The sequence below is a fragment of the Streptomyces sp. NPDC029169 genome (genome assembly GCF_055563935.1).
The window spans coordinates 1-21,062 of record NZ_JBVHXA010000014.1; the positions used below are offsets into that span (position 1 = coordinate 1).

Annotated in this window: 16 protein-coding genes; 7 read left to right on the forward strand and 9 right to left on the reverse strand. The window is 68.4% G+C overall.

What is annotated here, in order from left to right; all coding sequences use genetic code 11:
* Positions 1-364: 364 nt before the first annotated feature.
* The 3 genes from ACZ4VI_RS24135 to thyX all read right to left on the reverse strand — a co-directional run bounded on the left by ACZ4VI_RS24135 (position 365) and on the right by thyX (position 3,989).
* Complete coding sequence (locus tag ACZ4VI_RS24135) at positions 365-2,050, reverse strand: ribonuclease J (protein WP_468002291.1); 1,686 nt, start codon at positions 2,048-2,050, stop codon at positions 365-367.
* A gap of 120 nt (positions 2,051-2,170) precedes the next feature.
* Entirely contained in the window at positions 2,171-3,070 is a 900-nt protein-coding gene (gene dapA / locus ACZ4VI_RS24140; protein ID WP_468002293.1) for a 4-hydroxy-tetrahydrodipicolinate synthase, read from the reverse strand.
* Between the two features lie 178 nt (positions 3,071-3,248).
* On the reverse strand, positions 3,249-3,989 hold the full coding sequence (thyX, locus tag ACZ4VI_RS24145) for an FAD-dependent thymidylate synthase (RefSeq protein ID WP_468002295.1): 741 nt from the start codon (positions 3,987-3,989) through the stop codon (positions 3,249-3,251).
* A gap of 188 nt (positions 3,990-4,177) precedes the next feature.
* Here thyX and ACZ4VI_RS24150 point away from each other — a divergent pair, with 188 nt between their 5' ends.
* Both ACZ4VI_RS24150 and ACZ4VI_RS24155 read left to right on the forward strand, forming a co-directional pair.
* Positions 4,178-4,417: a hypothetical protein gene (locus tag ACZ4VI_RS24150; protein ID WP_468002297.1), complete on the forward strand. Its 240-nt coding sequence runs from the start codon at positions 4,178-4,180 to the stop codon at positions 4,415-4,417.
* 95 nt (positions 4,418-4,512) lie between these two features.
* Entirely contained in the window at positions 4,513-5,067 is a 555-nt protein-coding gene (locus tag ACZ4VI_RS24155) for a hypothetical protein (RefSeq protein WP_468002299.1), read from the forward strand.
* Between the two features lie 13 nt (positions 5,068-5,080).
* Here the strand turns inward: ACZ4VI_RS24155 and ACZ4VI_RS24160 are convergent, their stop codons facing one another.
* The 6 genes from ACZ4VI_RS24160 to eccD form a co-directional block, all read right to left on the reverse strand.
* Positions 5,081-5,533, reverse strand: a complete 453-nt coding sequence (locus ACZ4VI_RS24160) for a hypothetical protein (RefSeq protein WP_468002301.1) — start codon at positions 5,531-5,533, stop codon at positions 5,081-5,083.
* Between the two features lie 4 nt (positions 5,534-5,537).
* A complete protein-coding gene (gene dapB, locus ACZ4VI_RS24165; RefSeq protein WP_468002302.1) occupies positions 5,538-6,290 on the reverse strand; it encodes a 4-hydroxy-tetrahydrodipicolinate reductase in 753 nt (250 codons plus the stop codon).
* Positions 6,291-6,307: 17 nt separating this feature from the next.
* Positions 6,308-7,687 carry a M16 family metallopeptidase gene (locus ACZ4VI_RS24170; protein ID WP_468002304.1) on the reverse strand — a complete coding sequence of 460 codons (1,380 nt, stop codon included), beginning with the start codon at positions 7,685-7,687 and terminating at the stop codon, positions 6,308-6,310.
* A complete protein-coding gene (locus ACZ4VI_RS24175) occupies positions 7,684-9,906 on the reverse strand; it encodes a polyribonucleotide nucleotidyltransferase (RefSeq protein WP_468002306.1) in 2,223 nt (740 codons plus the stop codon). The genes ACZ4VI_RS24170 and ACZ4VI_RS24175 overlap by 4 nt, the downstream gene beginning before the upstream one ends.
* A 280-nt stretch (positions 9,907-10,186) precedes the next feature.
* The gene (rpsO, locus tag ACZ4VI_RS24180) at positions 10,187-10,477 is read right to left on the reverse strand and encodes a 30S ribosomal protein S15 (RefSeq protein WP_158991116.1); all 291 of its coding nucleotides are present in this window, start codon (positions 10,475-10,477) and stop codon (positions 10,187-10,189) included.
* 200 nt (positions 10,478-10,677) lie between these two features.
* Positions 10,678-12,177: a type VII secretion integral membrane protein EccD gene (gene eccD / locus ACZ4VI_RS24185; RefSeq protein WP_468002308.1), complete on the reverse strand. Its 1,500-nt coding sequence runs from the start codon at positions 12,175-12,177 to the stop codon at positions 10,678-10,680.
* A gap of 284 nt (positions 12,178-12,461) precedes the next feature.
* Between eccD and eccCa the strand changes: the two genes are divergently transcribed.
* The 5 genes from eccCa (at position 12,462) to ACZ4VI_RS24210 (ending at position 20,877) form a co-directional block, all read left to right on the forward strand.
* Positions 12,462-16,430, forward strand: coding sequence for a type VII secretion protein EccCa (gene eccCa / locus ACZ4VI_RS24190; RefSeq protein ID WP_468002310.1), 3,969 nt, complete (start codon positions 12,462-12,464; stop codon positions 16,428-16,430).
* A 165-nt stretch (positions 16,431-16,595) separates the two neighbouring features.
* Positions 16,596-17,207 (forward strand): hypothetical protein, encoded by a 612-nt coding sequence (locus tag ACZ4VI_RS24195; protein WP_468002312.1) that lies wholly within the window; start codon positions 16,596-16,598, stop codon positions 17,205-17,207.
* Between the two features lie 193 nt (positions 17,208-17,400).
* Positions 17,401-17,901: a hypothetical protein gene (locus ACZ4VI_RS24200; protein WP_468002314.1), complete on the forward strand. Its 501-nt coding sequence runs from the start codon at positions 17,401-17,403 to the stop codon at positions 17,899-17,901.
* 11 nt (positions 17,902-17,912) lie between these two features.
* Positions 17,913-20,201, forward strand: a complete 2,289-nt coding sequence (locus ACZ4VI_RS24205) for a hypothetical protein (RefSeq protein WP_468002316.1) — start codon at positions 17,913-17,915, stop codon at positions 20,199-20,201.
* A gap of 4 nt (positions 20,202-20,205) precedes the next feature.
* Positions 20,206-20,877 carry a hypothetical protein gene (locus ACZ4VI_RS24210; protein ID WP_468002318.1) on the forward strand — a complete coding sequence of 224 codons (672 nt, stop codon included), beginning with the start codon at positions 20,206-20,208 and terminating at the stop codon, positions 20,875-20,877.
* The last annotated feature ends 185 nt before the right edge of the window (positions 20,878-21,062 follow it).

Consider the following 21,062-nt stretch of genomic DNA (forward strand, 5'->3'; position numbering starts at 1 on the left):
TCAACTAATCTGGCGTTGATTTTTGGCACGCTGTTGAGTTCTCAAGGAACGGACGCTTCCTTCGTACTCACCCTCTCGGGCTTTCCTCCGGGCTTTTCCCTTCGGTCTTGCGTTTCCGACTCTATCAGATCTTTCCGATCCGATTTCCTCGGTGCTTTCCGGCTTCTCGGGTTTTTGTTTCCCGATCCGCTTTCCGGCGTTGATCCGACTTTATCAGAAGTTCTGAGTCGGATTTCCCGCCCCCGTCCGGTCAGCTGTTCAGGCACACGAACGTGCCGGGCTTCCCTCGTTGGCGGAGCCGTAAACGTACTGGAGCGGGGCGCCCCGATGCAAATCGAGGCGCCCCGCTCGCAGTTGACGCTGGTCAGACCTCCACGACCACCGGGAGGATCATCGGGCGCCGGCGGTAGGTGTCCGAGACCCACTTGCCGACCGAACGGCGGATCAGCTGCTGGAGCTGGTGGGGTTCGACCACGCCGTCCTGGAAGGACTTGTTCAGGGCCTGCTCGACCTTCGGGATCACGGTGTCGAACGCCGAGTCCTCGATGCCGGAGCCCCGGGCGTGGATGTTCGGACCGCTGACGATCTTGCCGGTCGAGGCGTCCACGACCACGAAGACCGAGATGATGCCCTCGTCGCCGAGGATGCGGCGGTCCTTGAGGTGGACTTCGGTCACGTCGCCGACCGAGAGGCCGTCGACGTACACGTAACCGGCCTGGACCTTGCCGACGATCCTCGCCTTGCCGTCGATCAGGTCGACGACGACGCCGTCCTCGGCGATGACGATGTGGTCCTTGGGGACACCCGTCATCGCGCCGAGCTCGGCGTTGGCGCGCAGGTGGCGCCATTCGCCGTGGACCGGCATCAGGTTCTTCGGCTTGCAGATGTTGTAGAAGTACAGCAGCTCGCCGGCCGAGGCGTGGCCCGAGACGTGGACCTTGGCGTTGCCCTTGTGGATGACGTTGGCACCCCAGCGGGTCAGGCCGTTGATCACGCGGTAGACCGCGTTCTCGTTGCCCGGGATGAGCGACGACGCCAGGATCACGGTGTCGCCCTGGACGATCCGGATCTGGTGATCGCGGTTGGCCATCCGGGACAGGGCCGCCATCGGCTCGCCCTGCGAGCCCGTACAGACCAGCACGACCTCGTCGTCCGGCAGGTCGTCCAGCGTCTTCACATCGACGACCAGGCCGGCCGGGACGCGGAGGTAGCCCAGGTCACGGGCGATGCCCATGTTGCGGACCATCGAGCGGCCGACGAAGGCCACGCGGCGGCCGTACTCGTGCGCCGCGTCGAGGATCTGCTGGATGCGGTGCACGTGGCTGGCGAAGCTGGCCACGATGATGCGCTTCTGGGCGTTCGCGAAGACGTTCCGCAGGACGTTGGAGATGTCCTTCTCCGGCGGGACGAAGCCCGGGACCTCGGCGTTCGTCGAGTCGGACAGCAGGAGGTCGATGCCCTCCTCGCTGAGCCGCGCGAACGCGTGCAGGTCGGTGAGCCGGCCGTCCATCGGGAGCTGGTCCATCTTGAAGTCGCCGGTGGCGACCGCCATGCCCGCGGGGGTGCGGATGGCGACGGCCAGCGCGTCGGGGATGGAGTGGTTGACCGCGATGAACTCGCAGTCGAACGGGCCCAGGTTCTCCCGGTCGCCCTCCGTCACCTCGAGGGTGTAGGGGCGGATGCGGTGCTCCTGGAGCTTGGCCTCGATCAGGGCGAGGGTCAGCTTGGAGCCGATGAGCGGGATGTCCGGCTTGAGCCGGAGGAGGTACGGGACGGCGCCGATGTGGTCTTCGTGGCCGTGCGTGAGCACGATGCCCTCGACCTGATCGAGGCGGTCCCTGATGGTGGTGAAGTCGGGCAGGATCAGGTCGATGCCCGGCTGCTCCTCCTCGGGGAAGAGGACGCCACAGTCGACGATCAGCAGCCGGCCGTCGAACTCGAAGACCGTCATGTTGCGGCCGATCTCGCCGAGCCCGCCGAGCGGGGTGACGCGGAGGCCGCCCTTGGGCAGCTTCGGCGGGGCGCCGAGTTCAGGATGCGGATGACTCAAAAGACTCTCCTCACCACACGCGCCACGTACCGCTTGGGCACGTGGCGCGCATGACATTCGTGCACTTGCTGTTGTCAGTCGATCGTTCGCCGATCGGATATTCAGTTGTGAAGTCTGTAGTCAGAGCTCTACCCCGCCGGCGGCCAGATCGATCTTGAGCTGGGCCGTCTCCTCGGGCGACAGCTCGACGAGGGGCAGACGCAGGGGGCCGGCCGGGAGGCCCTGGAGGGCGAGGGCGGCCTTGGTGGTCATGACGCCCTGGGTGCGGAACATACCGGTGTAGATCGGCAGGAGCCGCTGGTGGATCTCGGTGGCCTTCTGGACCTCGCCGTTCAGGTGGGCGTCGAGAAGGGCCCGGAGCTCCGGCGTGACGACGTGGCTGACGACGGAGACGAAGCCGCAGGCGCCCACGGAGAGCAGCGGCAGGTTGAGCATGTCGTCGCCGGAGTACCAGGCCAGGCCCGATCGGGCGATGGCCCAGCTGGCGCGGCCGAGGTCGCCCTTGGCGTCCTTGTTGGCGACGATCCGGGGGTGCTCGGCGAGCCGGACGATCGTCTCGGTGTCGATGGGGACGCCGCTGCGGCCGGGGATGTCGTAGAGCATCACTGGGAGGCCGGTGGCGTCGGCGATGGCCGAGAAGTGCCGGTACAGGCCCTCCTGCGGGGGCTTGTTGTAGTACGGCGTGACGGCGAGCAGGCCGTGCGCGCCGTCGCGCTCGGCGGTGCGGGCCAGCTCGATGGAGTGGTGGGTGTCGTTGGTGCCGATGCCGGCGACGACGTGGGCGCGGTCGCCGACCGCTTCCAGTACCGCCCGTACCAGCTCCGATTTCTCCGCGTCGCTGGTGGTCGGGGACTCGCCGGTGGTGCCGTTGATGACGAGGCCGTCGTTGCCCGCGTCCACCAGATGGGCGGCGAGTCGCTGGGCACCGTCGAGGTCGAGTGCGCCGTCAGCCGTGAAGGGCGTGACCATGGCGGTGAGGACCCGCCCGAAGGGGGTCTGCGGAGTGGAGATCGGAGCCATGGGTAACACGCTACTCGCTGCTCATCGCCCGGTGTCCCCTCGGGGGACGTGTGAAAGGGAGCCCGGCACTGCCTGCTCGGGGGTTCAAGCAGTGCCGGGTCCGTTTGATCAGCCTAGATGAACTTCGTGAAACGTCGCAATACGGACACTTCGCGTGACGTGGTCGTACGTATGTGCTTTATGGGGCCACACGGCCGTTCTTGTTGAACGCGTCATAGGTCAGCGGCATGAGCTGGGCCCAGTGCTGCTCCATCTTCTCGCCGACCATCTCGATCTCCCGCTGCGGGAAGGACGGCACCCTGGCCAGCTCGTGCTGGGTGCGCAGGCCGAGGAAGTGCATCAGCGAGCGCGCGTTGCACGTGGCGTACATCGAGGAGAAAAGACCGACGGGCAGGACCGAGCGGGCGACCTCGCGGGCCACACCCGCCGCGAGCATCTCCTGGTACGCCGCGTACGCCTGAATGTACGAGTCCTCCATGACGCGGCCGGTCAGCTCCTGCTGGGCCTTGGTGCCCTCGACGAAGACGTACTTGCCGGGGCGGCCCTCCTGGACGAGCTTCCGGGAGGCGTCCGGGACGTAGAAGACCGGCTCCAGCTCCCTGTAGCGGCCCGACTCCTCGTTGTACGACCAGCCGACGCGGTGGCGCATGAACTCGCGGAACACGAAGATCGGGGCGCTGATGAAGAAGGTCATCGAGTTGTGCTCGAACGGGCTGCCGTGCCGGTCCCGCATCAGGTAGTTGATGAGCCCCTTGGACCGCTCGGGGTCCTTCTGCAGCTCTTCGAGTGACTGCTCCCCCGCGGTGGAGACGCGGGCCGCCCACAGCACGTCCGAGTCGGCGGCGCTGTGCTTCACCAGCTCGACGGTCACATCGCTGCGGAAGCTGGGCTTGAGATCTGCTGCGGGGGTGTCGCTCACCGGCGGGGTCCTTCCAAAGTGCGTCGCTCGGGCGGCGCCCACTCTACGGGGAGCCACTGACAACAGGTCCCCACACCCACCCGGACCACATTCTTTGGCCAATTCGGGGAAATCGGGCACCGAATGGTGACTTCGCTCGTCTGTACCTGTGACACCGCACCCCACAGAGCTCCGAGGAGAGTGGCCCCATGTCCGGCCGGCGAGAGGCTGTCCCGTTCACGTTCGTCGCTGAGGCGGACAGCTTCCGCAGTAACGTCACTCCGCCGCCCAGGGAGCGCCTCAGTGCCTCCCAGCTCGCGGGCCGTACGCTGATCGGGCTGACCGTCGTGGCCGGTCTCGTCGGGTCGCTGCTCTTCGGAATGCCGTCCATGCAGTCGGGTGCGGCCGAGGGTCACCGGCAGCAGTCCGAAGCCTCGGACGGCCGCTGAGCAGTACGGCCCCCTGAGGTGGCCCGGTCGAGACCGCCTGGGTAGCCTCACCGGGCACAGCCCCCTTCGAGCGTGCTTGTGAGTGAGGATCAGTCGTGCCCCTGCCCTTTCTGACGGCCGACCGCGCCTATGACGCGACCGACGACGTCGCGCTTCCGTTCGACGACCACGACCAGTGGCGTCGCCCCTACCGGCCCGGTCCCTGGCGCGTGGGGGCGGCGGCGCTCGCCCTGCTGCTCGCGTCGTTCGTGCTGTTCGCCGCGGTGATCATCTCCGTCGCCGGGGCGATGGGCGGTGCCGTCCTCACGTTCGGTCTGGCCGCCCTGATCATCGTCGCCGCGCTGCGGATGCTGCGGGTGGGCACCTGGGTGAGCCGTCAGGGCGTGCGCCGGGTCGGCTTCCTCTCCACCACGACCGTGGCGTGGACCCGGGTGACGCAGGTGCGCACGGTGCAGCAGCCCGTGCGGTGGCTGGGGCTCCCCCGCACGGTGCAGGGTCAGGCGCTGATTCTCGTACGGCAGGGTGGTGAGCAGATCTCCCTGCTCACCGACCACAACGCCGACTTCCTCTCCCGCGTCGAGGCGTTCGACCGCGCGGCCGACACGGTCGAGGCGTGGAACGCCGAGTACGGCTCGGCTGTCACGCACTGACCGTGCGGCGCTGTCACACGCTGACCGTGCGCCCCGCGCGCAGGGCGATCGCGCGCTGCATCGCCTTGCGGGCGCGCGGGGTGTCGCGGGCGTCGTGATAGGCGACCGCGAGCCGGAACCAGCAGCGCCAGTCGTCCGGGGAGTCCTCCGTCTCGGCGCGCCGCCTGGCGAACACCTCGTCGGCCGACTCCCGGTCGATCCGGCCGCCGGCGGTGCGCTTCAACTCGTCCACCGGCAGGCCGCCTTCGGCCTCCAGCTCGCGGGCGAGCCGCTGCGCGTTCCGCGCGAAGGCGGTGTTCTTCCAGAGGAACCAGCCGCCCACGCAAGGCAGCAGGAAGGCCACCGCGCCCATGCCCATGGCGACCGGTTCGCCGGTCAGCAGGAGCAGCGCGCCCTCCATGGCCACCACGCCGAAGACGAGGACGAGGACGGTGGCGAGGAAGACGTACGTGATCTTTCCGCCCATGACCTCAGCCCAGGTCCATGAAGTGCTCCAGGCCGAAGGTGAGGCCCGGGGTCGTGACGACACGGCGGGCGCCCAGGAGGATGCCCGGCATGAAGCTGGAGTGGTGCAGCGAGTCGTGACGGATCGTCAGGGTCTCGCCCTCGCCGCCGAGCAGCACCTCCTGGTGGGCCAGGAGACCCGCAAGGCGTACGGCGTGGACCCGGACACCGTCCACGTCCGCGCCGCGGGCGCCCTCGATGCCGTGGGCGGTGTTGTCCGGCTGGGCGCCGAGGCCGGCCTCGGCGCGGGCCGCGGCGATCAGCTGGGCAGTGCGCGTGGCGGTGCCGCTGGGCGCGTCGACCTTGTGCGGGTGGTGCAGCTCGACGACCTCGACGGACTCGAAGTACGGGGCCGCGATCTGGGCGAACTTCATGGTCAGCACGGCGCCGATGGAGAAGTTCGGGGCGATCAGGACGCCGGTCTCCGGAGAGGCGGCGAGCCAGGTGTTCAGCCGCGCGAGGCGCTCCTCGTTCCAGCCGGTGGTGCCGACGACCGCGTGGATGCCGTGACGTACGCAGAAGTCGAGGTTGTCCATCACGGAGGCCGGGGTGGTCAGTTCGACCGCGACCTGGGCGCCCGCGTCGGTGAGCGTCTCCAGCTTGTCGCCGCGGCCGAGCGCCGCGACCAGTTCCATGTCCTCGGCGGCCTCGACGGCCCGTACCGCCTCGGAGCCGATACGGCCCTGGGCTCCGAGGACCGCCACGCGCAGCTTGCTCATAGCTCTGTGAACTCTCTCTAGGCGACGGATTCGTGCAGGCGTGCCGCCTGCTTGTCCTTCAGCGGTCCTATCGCGGACAGCGAGGGGCGCTGTCCGAGCACATCACGGGCGACCTCGCGGACGTCGTCCGGGGTGACGGCGGCGATCCGCGCGAGCATGTCGTCGACCGACATCTGGGTGCCCCAGCACAGCTCGCTCTTGCCGATGCGGTTCATCAGCGCGCCGGTGTCCTCCAGGCCGAGGACGGTGGAGCCGGAGAGCTGGCCGATGGCGCGGGCGATCTCGTCGTCGGTCAGGCCGTCGGTGGCCACCTTGTCGAGCTCGTCGCGGCAGAGCTTCAGCACGTCGTGGACCTGGCTGGGGCGGCAGCCCGCGTACACCCCGAAGAGGCCGCAGTCGGCGAAGCCGGAGGTGTACGAGTACACGCTGTAGGCCAGGCCGCGCTTCTCGCGGACCTCCTGGAAGAGGCGGGAGGACATGCCGCCGCCGAGGGCCGTGTTCAGCACCCCGAGGGCCCAGCGGCGCTCGTCGGTGCGGGCCAGGCCCGGCATGCCGAGGACCACGTGGGCCTGCTCGGTCTTGCGGCCCAGTATCTCGACGGCGCCGGCGGTGCGGATCGTGCGGCTGCCGTCGCGCGGGGCGACGGGGACGGCGTCCGTACGGGAGAGGGCGCCTGCCTTGTCGAAGGCGCGGCGGACCTGGCGTACGACCGTCGCGTGGTCGATGTTGCCCGCGGCGGCGACGACCAGGTGGGTCGGGTCGTAGTGCTTCTTGTAGAAGCGGGCGATCCGGCCGCGGTCGAGGGCGTTGATGGTGTCGACCGTGCCGAGGACCGGGCGGCCCAGCGGGGTGTCGCCGAACATGGTGTGCGCGAACAGGTCGTGCACGACGTCGCCCGGGTCGTCCTCGGTCATCGCGATCTCTTCGAGGATGACACCGCGCTCGGCGTCCACGTCCTCCTCGAGGATCAGCGAGCCGGTCAGCATGTCGCAGACCACGTCGATCGCGAGCGGCAGGTCGGTGTCGAGGACCCGCGCGTAGTAGCAGGTGTACTCCTTCGCCGTGAAGGCGTTCATCTCTCCGCCGACCGCGTCGAGCGCGGAGGAGATGTCGAGGGCACTGCGCTGCTTGGTGCCCTTGAAGAGGAGGTGCTCCAGGTAGTGCGTGGCGCCGTTGAGCGTGGGCGTCTCGTCGCGGGAGCCGACGTGCGCCCAGATGCCAAAGGTGGCGGAGCGCACGGAGGGCAGGGTCTCGGTGACGATCCGCAGGCCGCCGGGGAGGGTGGTGCGGCGGACCGTGCCGATGCCGTCCTTGCCCGGGAGAAGCGTTTGGGTACGGGCGACGGCCCGCCCCTCCGAAGAGGGGCGGGCCGTCACACGGGAACTACGGGACGTCACTGGTCGGTGTCGTCCTTGTCGCCCTCGGCGGCAGCGTCCTCGTCCGCGATCACGGGGATCAGGGAGAGCTTGCCGCGCTGGTCGATCTCGGCGATCTCGACCTGGACCTTGGAGCCGACCGCGAGCACGTCCTCGACGTTCTCCACGCGCTTGCCACCGGCGAGCTTGCGGATCTGCGAGATGTGCAGCAGGCCGTCCTTGCCCGGGAGCAGGGACACGAACGCACCGAAGGTGGTGGTCTTGACGACCGTACCCAGGTAGCGCTCGCCGACCTCCGGCATGGTCGGGTTGGCGATGCTGTTGATCGTGGCGCGGGCGGCCTCGGCCTGCGAGCCCTGCTGGGCACCGATGTAGATGGTGCCGTCGTCCTCGATCGTGATGTCGGCGCCGGTGTCCTCCTGGATCTGGTTGATCATCTTGCCCTTGGGGCCGATGACCTCACCGATCTTGTCCACCGGGATCTTGACGGTGATGATGCGCGGCGCGTTCGGGGACATCTCGTCCGGAACGTCGATCGCCTCGTTCATCACGTCGAGGATGTGCAGACGCGCGTCACGGGCCTGCTTCAGCGCGGCGGCCAGGACCGAGGCAGGGATGCCGTCGAGCTTGGTGTCGAGCTGGAGCGCGGTGACGAAGGTCTTCGTACCGGCGACCTTGAAGTCCATGTCGCCGAAGGCGTCCTCCGCACCGAGGATGTCGGTGAGGGCGACGTAGTGGGTCTTGCCGTCGATCTCCTCGGAGATCAGACCCATGGCGATGCCGGCGACCGGGGCCTTCAGCGGCACACCGGCGTTCATCAGCGACATGGTGGAGGCGCAGACCGAACCCATGGACGTCGAGCCGTTGGAGCCGAGAGCCTCGGACACCTGACGGATCGCGTACGGGAACTCCTCGCGCGTCGGAAGGACCGGCACGATGGCGCGCTCGGCGAGCGCGCCGTGGCCGATCTCGCGGCGCTTGGGCGAGCCCACGCGGCCGGTCTCACCGACGGAGTACGGCGGGAAGTTGTAGTTGTGCATGTAGCGCTTGCGGGTCACCGGGGAGAGGGTGTCCAGCTGCTGCTCCATACGGAGCATGTTGAGGGTGGTGACGCCCAGGATCTGGGTCTCGCCACGCTCGAAGAGCGCCGAGCCGTGCACGCGCGGGATGGCCTCGACCTCGGCGGCGAGCGTACGGATGTCCGTGAGCCCGCGGCCGTCGATGCGGACCTTGTCCTTGATGATGCGCTCGCGGACCAGCTTCTTGGTCAGCGCACGGTAGGCACCGGAGATCTCCTTCTCGCGGCCCTCGAAGGCCGGGAGAAGCTTCTCGGCGGCGAGCTCCTTGACGCGGTCGAGCTCGGCCTCGCGCTCCTGCTTGCCGGCGATGGTGAGCGCCTGCGCGAGGTCGTTCTTGACGGCGGCGGTGAGCGCCTCCAGGACGTCGTCCTGGTAGTCGAGGAAGACCGGGAACTCGCCGGTGGGCTTGGCGGCCTTGGCGGCGAGGTCCGACTGGGCCTTGCAGAGGACCTTGATGAAGGGCTTCGCGGCCTCGAGACCGGCGGCGACGATCTCCTCGGTCGGCGCCTCGGCGCCGCCCTTGACGAGCTCGATCGTCTTCTCGGTGGCCTCGGCCTCGACCATCATGATCGCGACGTCGCCGTCCTCCAGGACGCGACCGGCGACGACCATGTCGAAGACGGCGTCCTCGAGCTCGGTGTGCGTCGGGAACGCGACCCACTGGCCCTTGATCAGGGCGACACGGGTGCCGCCGATCGGGCCGGAGAAGGGCAGGCCGGCCAGCTGCGTGGAGCAGGAGGCGGCGTTGATCGCGACCACGTCGTAGAGGTGGTCGGGGTTGAGCGCCATGATCGTCTCGACGATCTGGATCTCGTTGCGCAGGCCCTTCTTGAAGGAGGGGCGCAGCGGGCGGTCGATCAGGCGGCAGGTGAGGACGGCGTCCTCGGAGGGCCGGCCCTCCCGGCGGAAGAAGGAGCCGGGGATCTTGCCGGCCGAGTACATCCGCTCCTCGACGTCCACCGTGAGGGGGAAGAAGTCGAGCTGGTCCTTGGGCTTCTTGGACGCGGTGGTCGCGGAAAGGACCATCGTGTCGTCGTCCAGGTACGCGACGGCGGAGCCGGCGGCCTGCTTGGCCAGGCGGCCCGTCTCGAAGCGGATGGTGCGGGTGCCGAAGGTTCCGTTGTCGATGACGGCCTCGGCGTAGTGGGTCTCGTTCTCCACTAGCGGTTTCTCCTACGTGTTCGTCTTTTCGTCCGTCGGCCCGTGTGGCCGGGGACGGTGATGGAGGAGAAGCGCGCCTTCGGATGCGGGCCGGTCTTCGATCGAAGCACCCGGGGATTGTGGGGTCCGGGGGCCACTACCGAGGACCGGCGGCGTGCCGGCGGCCTCTCGCTCGTGATGTGGCGTTGTGCGACCAGACTAAGTGCCGGTCGGCACATTGCGCACGTACAGCAAAGGGAGCGGCCCCCTAAAAGTGGGAACCGCTCCCTTCACGGCGTCCTTACTTGGCACCGCCGGCCGCGCCACGGCGGATGCCGAGGCGGTCGACCAGGGCGCGGAAGCGCTGGATGTCCTTCTTGGCCAGGTACTGCAGCAGGCGGCGACGCTGGCCGACCAGGATCAGCAGACCACGACGGGAGTGGTGGTCGTGCTTGTGCTGCTTGAGGTGCTCGGTCAGGTCCGAGATGCGGCGGGAGAGCATCGCGACCTGCACCTCGGGGGAGCCGGTGTCGCCCTCCTTGGTGCCGAACTCGGCCATGATCTGCTTCTTCGTAGCGGCGTCGAGAGACACTCGGTACTCCTCTTGGTGTTCGTGCGCCCACGAGTGCCCCTGGTCTTGTTCTCAGGGGAGCTTCCGTGACTCGGAGGCGAAGGTCCGATGAGCGCAGCTCCCAGAGAATCCGGATCATCCAGAGATTCTGGGGATTCCGGTGCTTCCGGGAGCGCGTACACAAACGGCCGTCACCCACAGTACCAGGGCGCCCGGGACGCTCAGGACGTCAGCGCCCGGATGGAGTGGTAGACGTCGAAGACCGCCAGGCAGAGCGGCAGCAGCGTGAGCAGGACGAACGTCTCGGCGATTTCGAGGAAGCGGCCCCAGAACGGCGTGACGCCCTTGCGCGGGACGATCAGGCCGATGGCGGTGATCAGCGCGGCGACGCCGGCGATGGCGGCGGAGAGCCAGATCGTACGGATGTCCAGGCCGGTGCCGTCGCCCTTGACCGCCTCCATGATCAGCTCCACGGGCGGGTTGAGGGAGAGCCCGAGGCCGAGCAGGACCAGTGCGCCGAGGCCCGCGCCGAGGGCGCAGCCGACCTGGGCGGTGTAGCGGAAGAGGTGGGCGCGCATCAGCATGGCGATGCCGGTGGCGAGCGCGAGCAGCTGGCCCCAGATGTTCTCGGAGAAGCCCAGGACGGCGGAGGCGGCCACGGCGACGAGGGCGCAGCCGCCGACGAGGCCGACGAGCAGTTCGTGGCCGCGGCGGGCCTGCGCGGCGATCCGGACGGCGTCCACCGGGCCCTGGGGCTCGGGCTCGGAGCCGTAACCGCCGACGCTGGTCCTGGGCGGCTCGAAGCCGATCGGGAGGCGGGCGAAGCGGGTGGAGAGGCCGGGCAGGAAGGCGAGGGCGCCGACGGAGAGCGGCGCGCAGACGGCGGCGGTCTCGGCCGGCTCCAGCTGCGTGAGGATGGCGACGAAGGTCACCAGAAGTCCGACGGCAGAGGCGAAGACGAACGCGACGAAGGGGCCGTCGCCGCCCGGGGAGACGATCGTCAGGATCACGGCACAGACGAGGACGGCGGCGCAGGCGAGCAGGAACTGGAGCTTGCCGTTGCCCTGCCCCGCGGCCGGCGACAGCAGACCGGAACCGGCGACGGCGGCGTTCGCCATCGCGCCCATGCCCAGGGCCACGGCGGAGCCGCGGTCGTCGTACACCCGGGCGCGGACGCCGGCGAGCGCCAGGAGCAGGACGGCGGTGACCGCGGCGAGGATGCCCGGAAGGCCGTGCATGTCGTGCCGGGGGTCGGCGGTCCACAGGACGAAGGCGAGCAGGAGCAGCAGGACCGAGCCGCCGAAGAGGCCCGCGCCGCGCATCAGCGCGTCGGACCACAGCGTGCGGTCGCGGGCGACGGCGGAGGCGACGGCGTCGGAGACGTCGTCGAAGACCGCCGGCGGCAGGGACTCGGCGAAGGGCCGCAGCGACAGCAGCTCACCGTCGAGGATGCGCTGGGCCGCGAGCGAGCGGCCGCCGTCGAGGACGGTGCCGTCCCGGCGCACCAGGTGGTAGCCGACCGGGGCGCCCGGTGCGGGGGTCTGACCGGAGAGGCGGAGGACCTCCGGGTAGAGGTCGGCGACCGCGATGTCCTCGGGCAGAGCGACGTCGACGCGGCCGTCGGGCGCGACGACCGTGACCCGGCAGAAGCCGGTGCCACCGTGGAACACGGTCGCGGGGGCCGACTGGCCCGCTCCGTTGGCCGTGGCTGGGGCCGTCATACTCACCTGCTGCTTCCCCTCGTGGTGATCCTGGCCGGCAGGCCTGACATCGCGCACCCGGTGCGCCGGCCTGACATCGCGCACCCGGTGCGCCGGACGCTCCGGACAATGCGCTCCGAATGACCCGTTTTTTTGCGATAGTTCATGGGCGCGCAAACATGTCGGGCCACCCTACCGCCCACCCCTGACTCCACACCAAAGTAGGATCCCTCCCCGCGGATGGATCCCGTCGCCACGGGGGCGTCTAGAGGAACTTTCCGTCCGGCAACGGAAATTGGTGAGCTGTGAGTCAGATCGTCGTCAAGCGCCCACCACGGGCTCTGCCGTCCGAAGTGCCCGGCGAGCAGGTGCAGTTGCAACCTCCGCCGGAGCTTCCCCGCGGGCAGCAGGAGGGCGCCCTGATGCAGCTCCTGCCGATGCTCGGCATGGGTGGTTCGGTCGTCTTCTTCTTCATGACGCCGAACCCGATCATGCGGATCATGGGCATGGTGATGATCGCGTCCACGGTCGCGATGGCCATCGCGATGCTGGTCCGCTACCGGCGCGGTACGCAGGGGCAGCTCGCCGATCTGCGGCGCGACTATCTGAAGTACCTGACCCAGACACGGCGCGCCGTCCTCAGGACCGCCCACCTCCAGCGTGACGCGCAGTTCTACCTGCACCCGTCCCCCGAGCAGCTGTGGGCGCTCGTCGCCGAGGGCAGCCGGGTCTGGGAACGGCGCATCGGCGACGACGACTTCGCGCAGGTACGCGTCGGTCTGGGCAGCCAGCAGCTCGCCACGCCCCTGATCGCCCCCGAAACCGCTCCCGTGGACGAGCTCGAGCCGCTGACCGCCGGCGCGATGCAGCAGTTCCTCACCGCGCACAGCACGCTCGACGGCCTTCCCATGGCCGTCTCCCTGCGCGCCTTCTATCACCTCACCGTGAGCGGGGACGCGGACTCCGCCCGTTCCACCACGCGCGCCATGGTCGGCTCACTCGCGGCGCTGCACTCCCCCGAGGACCTGGTCATCGCCATCGCCGCGGGCGACGGCGCGGCGCCCGCCTGGGAGTGGGCGAAGTGGCTGCCGCACGTCCAGGCGTCGGGGCCCGGCGACGGCGCGGGCAGCCGGCGGCTGATCACCACGGACGCGCGTGAGCTGCAGGACATGCTCGGCGCCCGCCTGGAGGGGCGTCCCCGTTTCCAGGGCGTCAACCACCCGCTGCTCGATCACCCGCACCTGGTCGTGGTGCTCGACGGCCAGTCGATCCCGCAGGCCTCGGCGCTCGCCACGCCCGAGGGCCTCCAGGGCGTGACGATCATCGAGGTCGTGCAGGGCCGGGTCACCGGCGCCCGCGGCGACCTGTCCGTGATCGTGGAGCCCGACTCGCTGCGGCTGGAGTCCGGTCACGGGCTCGTGTACGACGGCAGCCCCGACCGGCTGAGCCTCGACGCGGCGGAGGCGCTCGCCCGCCAGCTCGCTCCGCTGCGGGTCGGGTCGGGTTCGGACGACGACGAGCCGCTGCTCGCCAACCTCGACTTCACCGATCTGCTGAACCTCGGCGACGCGGCCTCGGTCGACGTCAGCCGCACCTGGCGCCCCCGGTCCCAGTCCGAGCGGCTGCGGGTCCCGATCGGCGTGGGCGAGGACGGCATCCCGGTGATGCTGGACCTCAAGGAGGCGGCGCAGGAGGGCATGGGTCCGCACGGCCTGTGCGTCGGCGCCACCGGTTCCGGAAAGTCGGAGCTGCTGCGCACGCTGGTCCTCGGTCTCGCGGTGACGCACTCCTCGGAGACGCTGAACTTCGTCCTCGCGGACTTCAAGGGCGGTGCCACCTTCGCCGGCATGTCCCAGATGCCGCACGTCGCCGCGGTGATCACCAACCTCGCGGACGACCTCACGCTCGTGGACCGCATGGGCGACTCCATCCGCGGTGAGCTGAACCGCCGCCAGGAGATGCTGCGCGACGCGGGCAACTACGCGAACATCCACGACTACGAGAAGGCGCGCGCCGCGGGCGCCCCGCTCCAGCCCATCCCGTCGCTCGTGCTCGTGATCGACGAGTTCAGCGAGCTCCTCACGGCCATGCCGGACTTCATCGAGATGTTCGTGCAGATCGGCCGTATCGGCCGTTCGCTCGGTGTGCATCTGCTGCTTGCCTCGCAGCGCCTGGAGGAGGGCCGGCTGCGCGGCCTGGAGACGTACCTCTCGTACCGGATCGGTCTGCGGACCTTCTCCGCCGCCGAGTCCCGCGCGGCGATCGGTGTGCCCGACGCCTACTCGCTGCCGAACGTCCCGGGCTCCGGGTACCTCAAGTACGGCACCGACGAGATGGTGCGCTTCAAGGCCGCGTACGTCTCCGGTGTGTACCGCACGACGACACAGCACGCGGCCGTGCCGGGCGGGCCGCTGCCCGTGGACCGCCGGCCGGTTCCGTTCACCGCGGCCCACGTCCCGGTGCGCTACCTCGAACCGACCGCCCAGGGCCAGGTTCCCGAGGCCCGGACGCCGGAGGACGACGCGCTGGCCGACTCGGTGCTCGACGTGATCGTGCGCCGGCTGGAGGGGCGCGGTGTCGAGGCGCACCAGGTGTGGCTGCCGCCTCTGGACAACCCGCCGCCGCTCGACGCGATCCTGCCCGGCCTCGCCGGTGTGGAGGGGCGCGGGCTGACGCAGCCCGGGTACGAGGGGGCCGGCAGGCTCGTCGTACCGCTGGGTGTGGTGGACAAGCCGTACGAGCAGCGCCGCGACACGCTCTACCGGGACTTCTCGGGCGCCGCGGGCCACATGCAGATCGTCGGCGGTCCGCAGTCCGGCAAGTCGACGCTGCTGCGGACGATCATCTCGGCCTTCGCGCTGACCCACACCCCGCACGAGGTGCAGTTCTACGGCCTCGACTTCGGTGGTGGCGGTATGTCGTCGGTCGCGGGGCTGCCGCACGTCGGCGGCGTGGCGTCCCGTCTCGACCCCGAGCGGGTGCGCCGTACGGTCGCCGAGGTCTACGGCATCCTCGCCCGGCGCGAGGAGTACTTCCGCAGCTCGGGCATCGACTCCATCTCGACGTACCGCAGGCTCCGGGCCCGTGGCGACATCTCGGTGACGGACCAGCCGTGGGGCGACGTCTTCCTGATGATCGACGGCTGGGGCAACTTCCGTACCGAGTACGAGGGTCTGGAGGCCGCCGTCGTCGACATCGCCGCGCGCGGACTCGGTTACGGCATCCACGTGATCATCACGGCGTCGCGCTCGATGGAGGTCCGCGCCAACCTCAAGGACCACCTGATGAACCGCCTGGAGCTGCGGCTGGGCGACACGATGGACTCCGAGCTGGACCGCAAGATCGCGGCCAACGTGCCGACGGGTGTTCCGGGCCGTGGTCTGACGCCGGAGAAGCTGCACTTCATGGCGGCCGTCCCGCGCATCGACGGCATCAACTCCGACAGCGACCTGTCCGAGGCGACGGCGGCGATGACGCAGGAGGTCACCCGCCACTGGACGGCGCCGGGCGCGCCGGAGGTCCGGCTGCTGCCGCGCGAACTCGACGCGCACGCCCTGCCCGCCGGTCACGCGGAGCCGCAGCGCGGTGTCGCGTTCGCCATCGACGAGAACAACCTGGAGCCGGTCTTCGTCAACTTCGACCGAGACCCGTTCTTCCTGGTGTTCGGCGAGAGCGAGTCGGGCAAGTCGAACCTCCTGCGCCTGCTCATCAAGCAGATCACGGAGCGGTACGACGGGAACTCCGCGAAGTTCTTCGTGATCGACAACCGGCGCGCGCTGCTCGACGTCACTCCGGCGAGCCACCTGGCGGAGTACGTGCCCATGTCGAACAACATGGACCACCACGTGGACGCGCTGGCCGACCTGATGCAGCGCCGCTCTCCGTCGGCGGAGGTCACGGCCCAGCAGCTGCGGGACCGCAGCTGGTGGCAGGGCCCGTCCGTGTACGTGGTCGTCGACGACTACGACCTGGTGTCCACGTCCAGCGGCAACCCGCTGTCGAAGCTGACGGAGCTCCTGCCGTTCGCCCGCGACGTGGGCGTCCGCTTCATCATCGCCCGCAGCGCGGCGGGCGCGAGCCGGGCCGCGTACGAGTCGTTCATGCAGCGGATGATGGAGCTCGGCGCGCAGGGCGTCCTGCTCTCCGGCGACCCGCAGGAGGGCGACGTACTCGGCGGCGTCCGCATGCGTCCGATGCCGGCGGGGCGGGGCATCTACGTGTCGCGGCAGCGGGGGAACCCGCTGATTCAGACGGGGCTGATGCCGGAGGTGTAGGCCCTCCGGCACGGGGTGACGGTCGTGTCCTGGGGGCCGGCCGTCGCCCTCACCGCGGTCCATCGGTAGGCACGGGGATCGGTAGGCACGGGGAAGGATCCACGGAATGTCGCGGAACGAGTGGCGGCGCGTCCTGGGCGCCCGGCGCGAGGCGGGGCGGCTGCGATGATCGGAGCGGCGGTATTCGCCGGGGTGTTCGCGGTGGCGTTCGTCGCGTTCGGCCTGTTCGTCGACGCGCGGGGGTTGTGGTGGCGTTTCCGGGCGCCGCGTTTCGAGAACCCGGAGGCGCATGAACCGTCGTCGGCGTCGTTCACGACGCGACGGATGGTCATGGTCGCCTTGGGCCTCTTCCTGGCGTACGAGAGCTTCAGCATGCTGCGCCTGGCCGGCGTCTTCGAGTCGGGCGCCGATCACGCCGAGATCCTCGAGCGCGTGAAGGACGTCGCCGAGGACCTCGAGACGGAGGACGGCGCGGGCCGGTACAAGCTGTCGGGCATCGAGGGCTCGTGGGGCGCCTTCATCAACCCGGGGCTGAAGGGGCCGGAGCGCGAGGATCCTGTGGCGACGTTGGTGGAGGACGAGGCTTCTGGCGTGTCGGGCGGGGGCGGGGAATCCGCGCCTGACGTCAAGGGCCAGTTCGTGGAGCGCTACGAGGTCGACGGCATCTGCCTGACGGTGACGGCGACGCCGCTGCCGGGGCAGTCCGAGAGGGACCGCGCGTTGGACATCCTGATGTACGGGATCCGTACGGATGTGGTGGACAGAGCATGCGTCTGAGACCCCCGCCCGCCGCTTGTGTGCGGGGTGACGCCACGCGTCACGTGTTGGTTGACTTTGACACGCCTACAGGGCGGCGAATACCGAGAGCCTCGGGCATTCCTCCCTCGGGCATTCCTCCCTCGGGCATTCCTCAATGAACGTCCCCGAATCAGTTCCAACTAGTCAAAATCCGTAAGGAGATGTGACGTCCATGGCATGGGACGAGTGGGAGCAGCTGAAAGCCTCGGCGGCCGAGAAGGATTCGGCACGGATGCAGCTGAACGGGCTGCCGCCCGAGGACCGGCCCAATGCGGGCAACCCGGCCGGCGGCTTCCTCGCCGTTGACCAGCAGGACCTGGCCGCGATCGGCGACGAGGCCTTCAAGCTGTACAACCGGCTGTGGAAGGAAGCACGGGTCACCTCCACGGACTCGGCCGCGACCGACCTCTCGACCCAGGGCTTCGCACTCGGCAGCGCGCTGTCGCACGTCTCACTGCGCTGGGACAAGCAGCTGGGTTCGGTGATGGACGCCTGCGCCCTCATCTCGAACCACATGGAATTCTCGAAGAAGACACACGCCGAAGACGACACCTTCATCGAGCGGCACGTCAGCAGCATCCAGACACTGGACGCGGGCTTCGACGAGGCATGGGCGGAGCCGGGCAAGAAGAACGCGGTGTACGGCGAGAAGGCCAAGAAGGACGAGGACTAAGGGGATATCTGATGGATTTCGAAGCCCTTCACTCGGCCAACTTCAAGCTGCTCGACGACACGGTCAGCGACTGGAAGAACATGCTGACCAAGCTGGAAGCACTGAAGAAGGACGCGCACGACGGACTCCGCGGCAAGGCCATCAAGGCCAACTGGGCGGGCGAGAACGCGGTCATCACACGCGAATTCGTAGGCAAGACCGCCGGCGAGTTCGGCGACGCCCTGACCCAGGCGACGTCGATCCACAACATCATGCTCGACACCCGGGACGAGCTGAAGACGCAGCAGCGCCTCCTGAAGGAGGCCATCGAACGCGGCCGCGGCAAGAACCTCACCGTTACGACGAGCGGCGACGGTTTCACGGTCCGGGAGAACCCAGACAAGAAGGCCCCCAACGGCCAGACCGACGTCGACGCACTGCGGGACGAGCTCCAGGGAATCCTCAACAAGGCCACCGAGATCGACAGCACGGCCTCCACCAGCCTCAAGGCCCTGGTCGACCTCACCGACCACGGCTTCTCCGACGCGGTCTACAAGAACCGCGACGAAGCGGCGGCCGCCGTCAAGGAAGCCGAGAAGCTGGCGGCGATCGCGAAGAAGAAGCCCGAGGACCTCACCACGGCGGACTTCGACGCGCTCAACGCCGGCCTCAAGAAGTACTCCGGCGACCAGATCTTCGCCGAACACTTCGCCACCACCCTCGGCCCCAAGGAGACCCTCAACTTCTGGGCAGGCCTCAACGACCCCCACCAGGCGTACAAGGTGGGCCGCGAACGTGTCGACCAGTACGACGACCTCCAGAAGAACCTGAGCCTCACGCTCGCCACAGCGACCCAGGCGGACTCCCCCGAGATGTCGCGCTGGAAGTACGACATGGTCAGCCTGGGCGACCAGCCCATCTCCAAGAACAGCACCACCCAGGGCTTCCAGGTGATGAGCAACCTGATGCGCTGGGGCAACTTCGATGACCAGTTCCTCAAGGACTACGGCACGAAGCTGATCGACACGGAGAAGAAGCTCTCGGACAACGGCCGCCATGTGCCGATCGGGTGGCAGCGCATGGGCATGGACCCGTACCTCAACCGCACCGGCAGCGACTCCGGCTCGGACCCCATGACCGGCTTCCTGAGGGCGCTCTCAAACAGCCCGGACGCGGCGACGGACTTCTTCAGCGCGGACTTCGTCACGAAGGACGAGGACCACGACTTCGAGCGCGATACGGATGGGGACGACAAGAAGGGGAAGGTCGGCCTGAGCAACTTCCAGTATCTCTTCGAGGAGCGGGACTGGCCTCAGGAGATGGATGACGAGGGCGAAGACAGCATCGAGGGCCGCAACAACCTGGCCATGGCACTGGAGGCCGCTACGACAGGGCATCCGGCTGGGGAGATGCCGACCATCGATACACCAGCGCACAATGATGAGCAGGCTCAGCTCGTCGAAGACATCTTCCACTCGGTATCGGAAAATCCTGAGCGGCTCACGAAGAACGGCTTCATGTCCGACAGCATGGGACAGATCGCCGCCGAGTACATGCCGGACGTTCACCGAGGCCTGCACCCCGGCAAGGAGAACGTAGCTGATCTCTTCCCCGTGGCAGGTAGCTCGGCCGCACTCAGCGAGCAGGACATCACTCGCTTCCTCTACACCGTGGGACAGAACCCCGACGGTTACGCAGCCATCAACGCAGGACAACACAGCTACACCACCTCGGTGATGGAGTATCACTTCGCCAACCCGGAAGCCCACTTGGCGGACAAGAACTTCAGCGTGAACGACAACCTCAAGAAGTCGATCGAGGACATCGCCCGGGTTTCCGGCGAAATCGAGGGAACCATCGGCGCCGCTCGCGCCTACGCCAACGAGGTCGAGGGGGGCAACAAGGACGCAGAGTTCAACGATTCCATCGAAACCGCCAGCACATGGGTCAGCAGTGGCGTCGGGATCGGCGTCGGACTGGTCACGGCACCTGCAGTTGGGCCTGGCGGAATCGTCGCTGGAGGCCTTGCCGGTACTGCAGCGGATGAAATCATCGGAGCCCTCACCGAAGGATTGATGAAGGACAGCACCGACGAGGTCATCTACCGCAACGGCAAGGAGATCAACGACACCAAGGAATCCACCTACAAGCTCATCGAGGAAGCAGCCCAAAAGGCTGGCGAGAACGCGAAGAACCCCTCCCCGCATATCGTTTCAGCTGCAGCAACAGCCGCCGAGTCGGGGTTCACCAACGCCCAGGCCATGGTCACGGACTACTGCAATGGACAGGGAGTCCCGAAGCAGCTGGAAAAGGACAAGTAGCACCGTGAACATCAAATCCAAGAGGCTCATCCTTCCCATCTCAGCTGTAGTCGCTGCCGCGGGCCTGGCCGCGGGCACTGCGTACGTGCTGGAGCTTCCTCCGTTCGAGGGACGCGGAATAATCAGCTCCGAGAACGTCTGCGCCTCGCTGGGTGATCCGGAAAAGTCGATCCCGGCACTCGACGAAGCCCTGCCGAGCAAGCCCAAGTATTCATTCGACGACCGGATCGCCGGCCAGAATGTCGCTCAAGGCGGGTCGACCTACACAGCCAACTGCTTTGTGTGGGGCGAGGGCGACGTGCTGCTCAGTGTCCGTACGCAGATGATGGTTGCCGCTCCGTCGAAGAGCTGGGTGGCAGAGGCCATCGGCGAGAAGCAAGCGTCCAGGGCCCAGGAGTTCGAGGCGGGCGCCATGGGTGTCGTCGATTTTCCGGGTCTCAAGGCGGCAGTCTTGGTGCCTTGTTCAGCTCCGGGAACGGTTGTGGGCGGAAGCTACAGCCTCAGCACCGTGGTGGATCTGAGACGGCACGAAGGGGCGGACGACCCGAAGGTCGAGCAGCAGCTGGTGGACCTGGCAGTGAGTGCCGCGCGCTTTGCCCACAGCGACGCCAAGTGCGATCTGCCGTCCAAGATCCCGGCCGATGCACCTCACGTCGGTGCAGATTCGTCTGGGTGACGGCTGGCCACATCCAGGCCTTGGGAGGGTCGACCCGGGCATGGGCGCGTACATCCCGAAAGTACGGCAGCAGGTCCAACAGCAAGGGGCAGTGAGTTCGGACTGGCACGTACGACAGGAGTCCGGCGGATCGCCTGGACAGCGGGGGTCCTGATCCTGGGGCTCCTGGCGGCGCGGATCTGGTG

What these genes read in the sequence shown, in the direction of transcription:
- ACZ4VI_RS24200 (WP_468002314.1), top strand. Translation starts at nt 17,401, where the DNA reads ATGGCATGGGACGAGTGGGAGCAGCTGAAAGCCTCGGCGGCCGAGAAG.
- ACZ4VI_RS24150 (WP_468002297.1), top strand. Translation starts at nt 4,178, where the DNA reads ATGTCCGGCCGGCGAGAGGCTGTCCCGTTCACGTTCGTCGCTGAGGCG.
- ACZ4VI_RS24205 (WP_468002316.1), top strand. Translation starts at nt 17,913, where the DNA reads ATGGATTTCGAAGCCCTTCACTCGGCCAACTTCAAGCTGCTCGACGAC.
- ACZ4VI_RS24195 (WP_468002312.1), top strand. Translation starts at nt 16,596, where the DNA reads ATGATCGGAGCGGCGGTATTCGCCGGGGTGTTCGCGGTGGCGTTCGTC.
- ACZ4VI_RS24160 (WP_468002301.1), bottom strand. Translation starts at nt 5,533, where the DNA reads ATGGGCGGAAAGATCACGTACGTCTTCCTCGCCACCGTCCTCGTCCTC.
- eccD (WP_468002308.1), bottom strand. Translation starts at nt 12,177, where the DNA reads ATGACGGCCCCAGCCACGGCCAACGGAGCGGGCCAGTCGGCCCCCGCG.
- dapA (WP_468002293.1), bottom strand. Translation starts at nt 3,070, where the DNA reads ATGGCTCCGATCTCCACTCCGCAGACCCCCTTCGGGCGGGTCCTCACC.
- dapB (WP_468002302.1), bottom strand. Translation starts at nt 6,290, where the DNA reads ATGAGCAAGCTGCGCGTGGCGGTCCTCGGAGCCCAGGGCCGTATCGGC.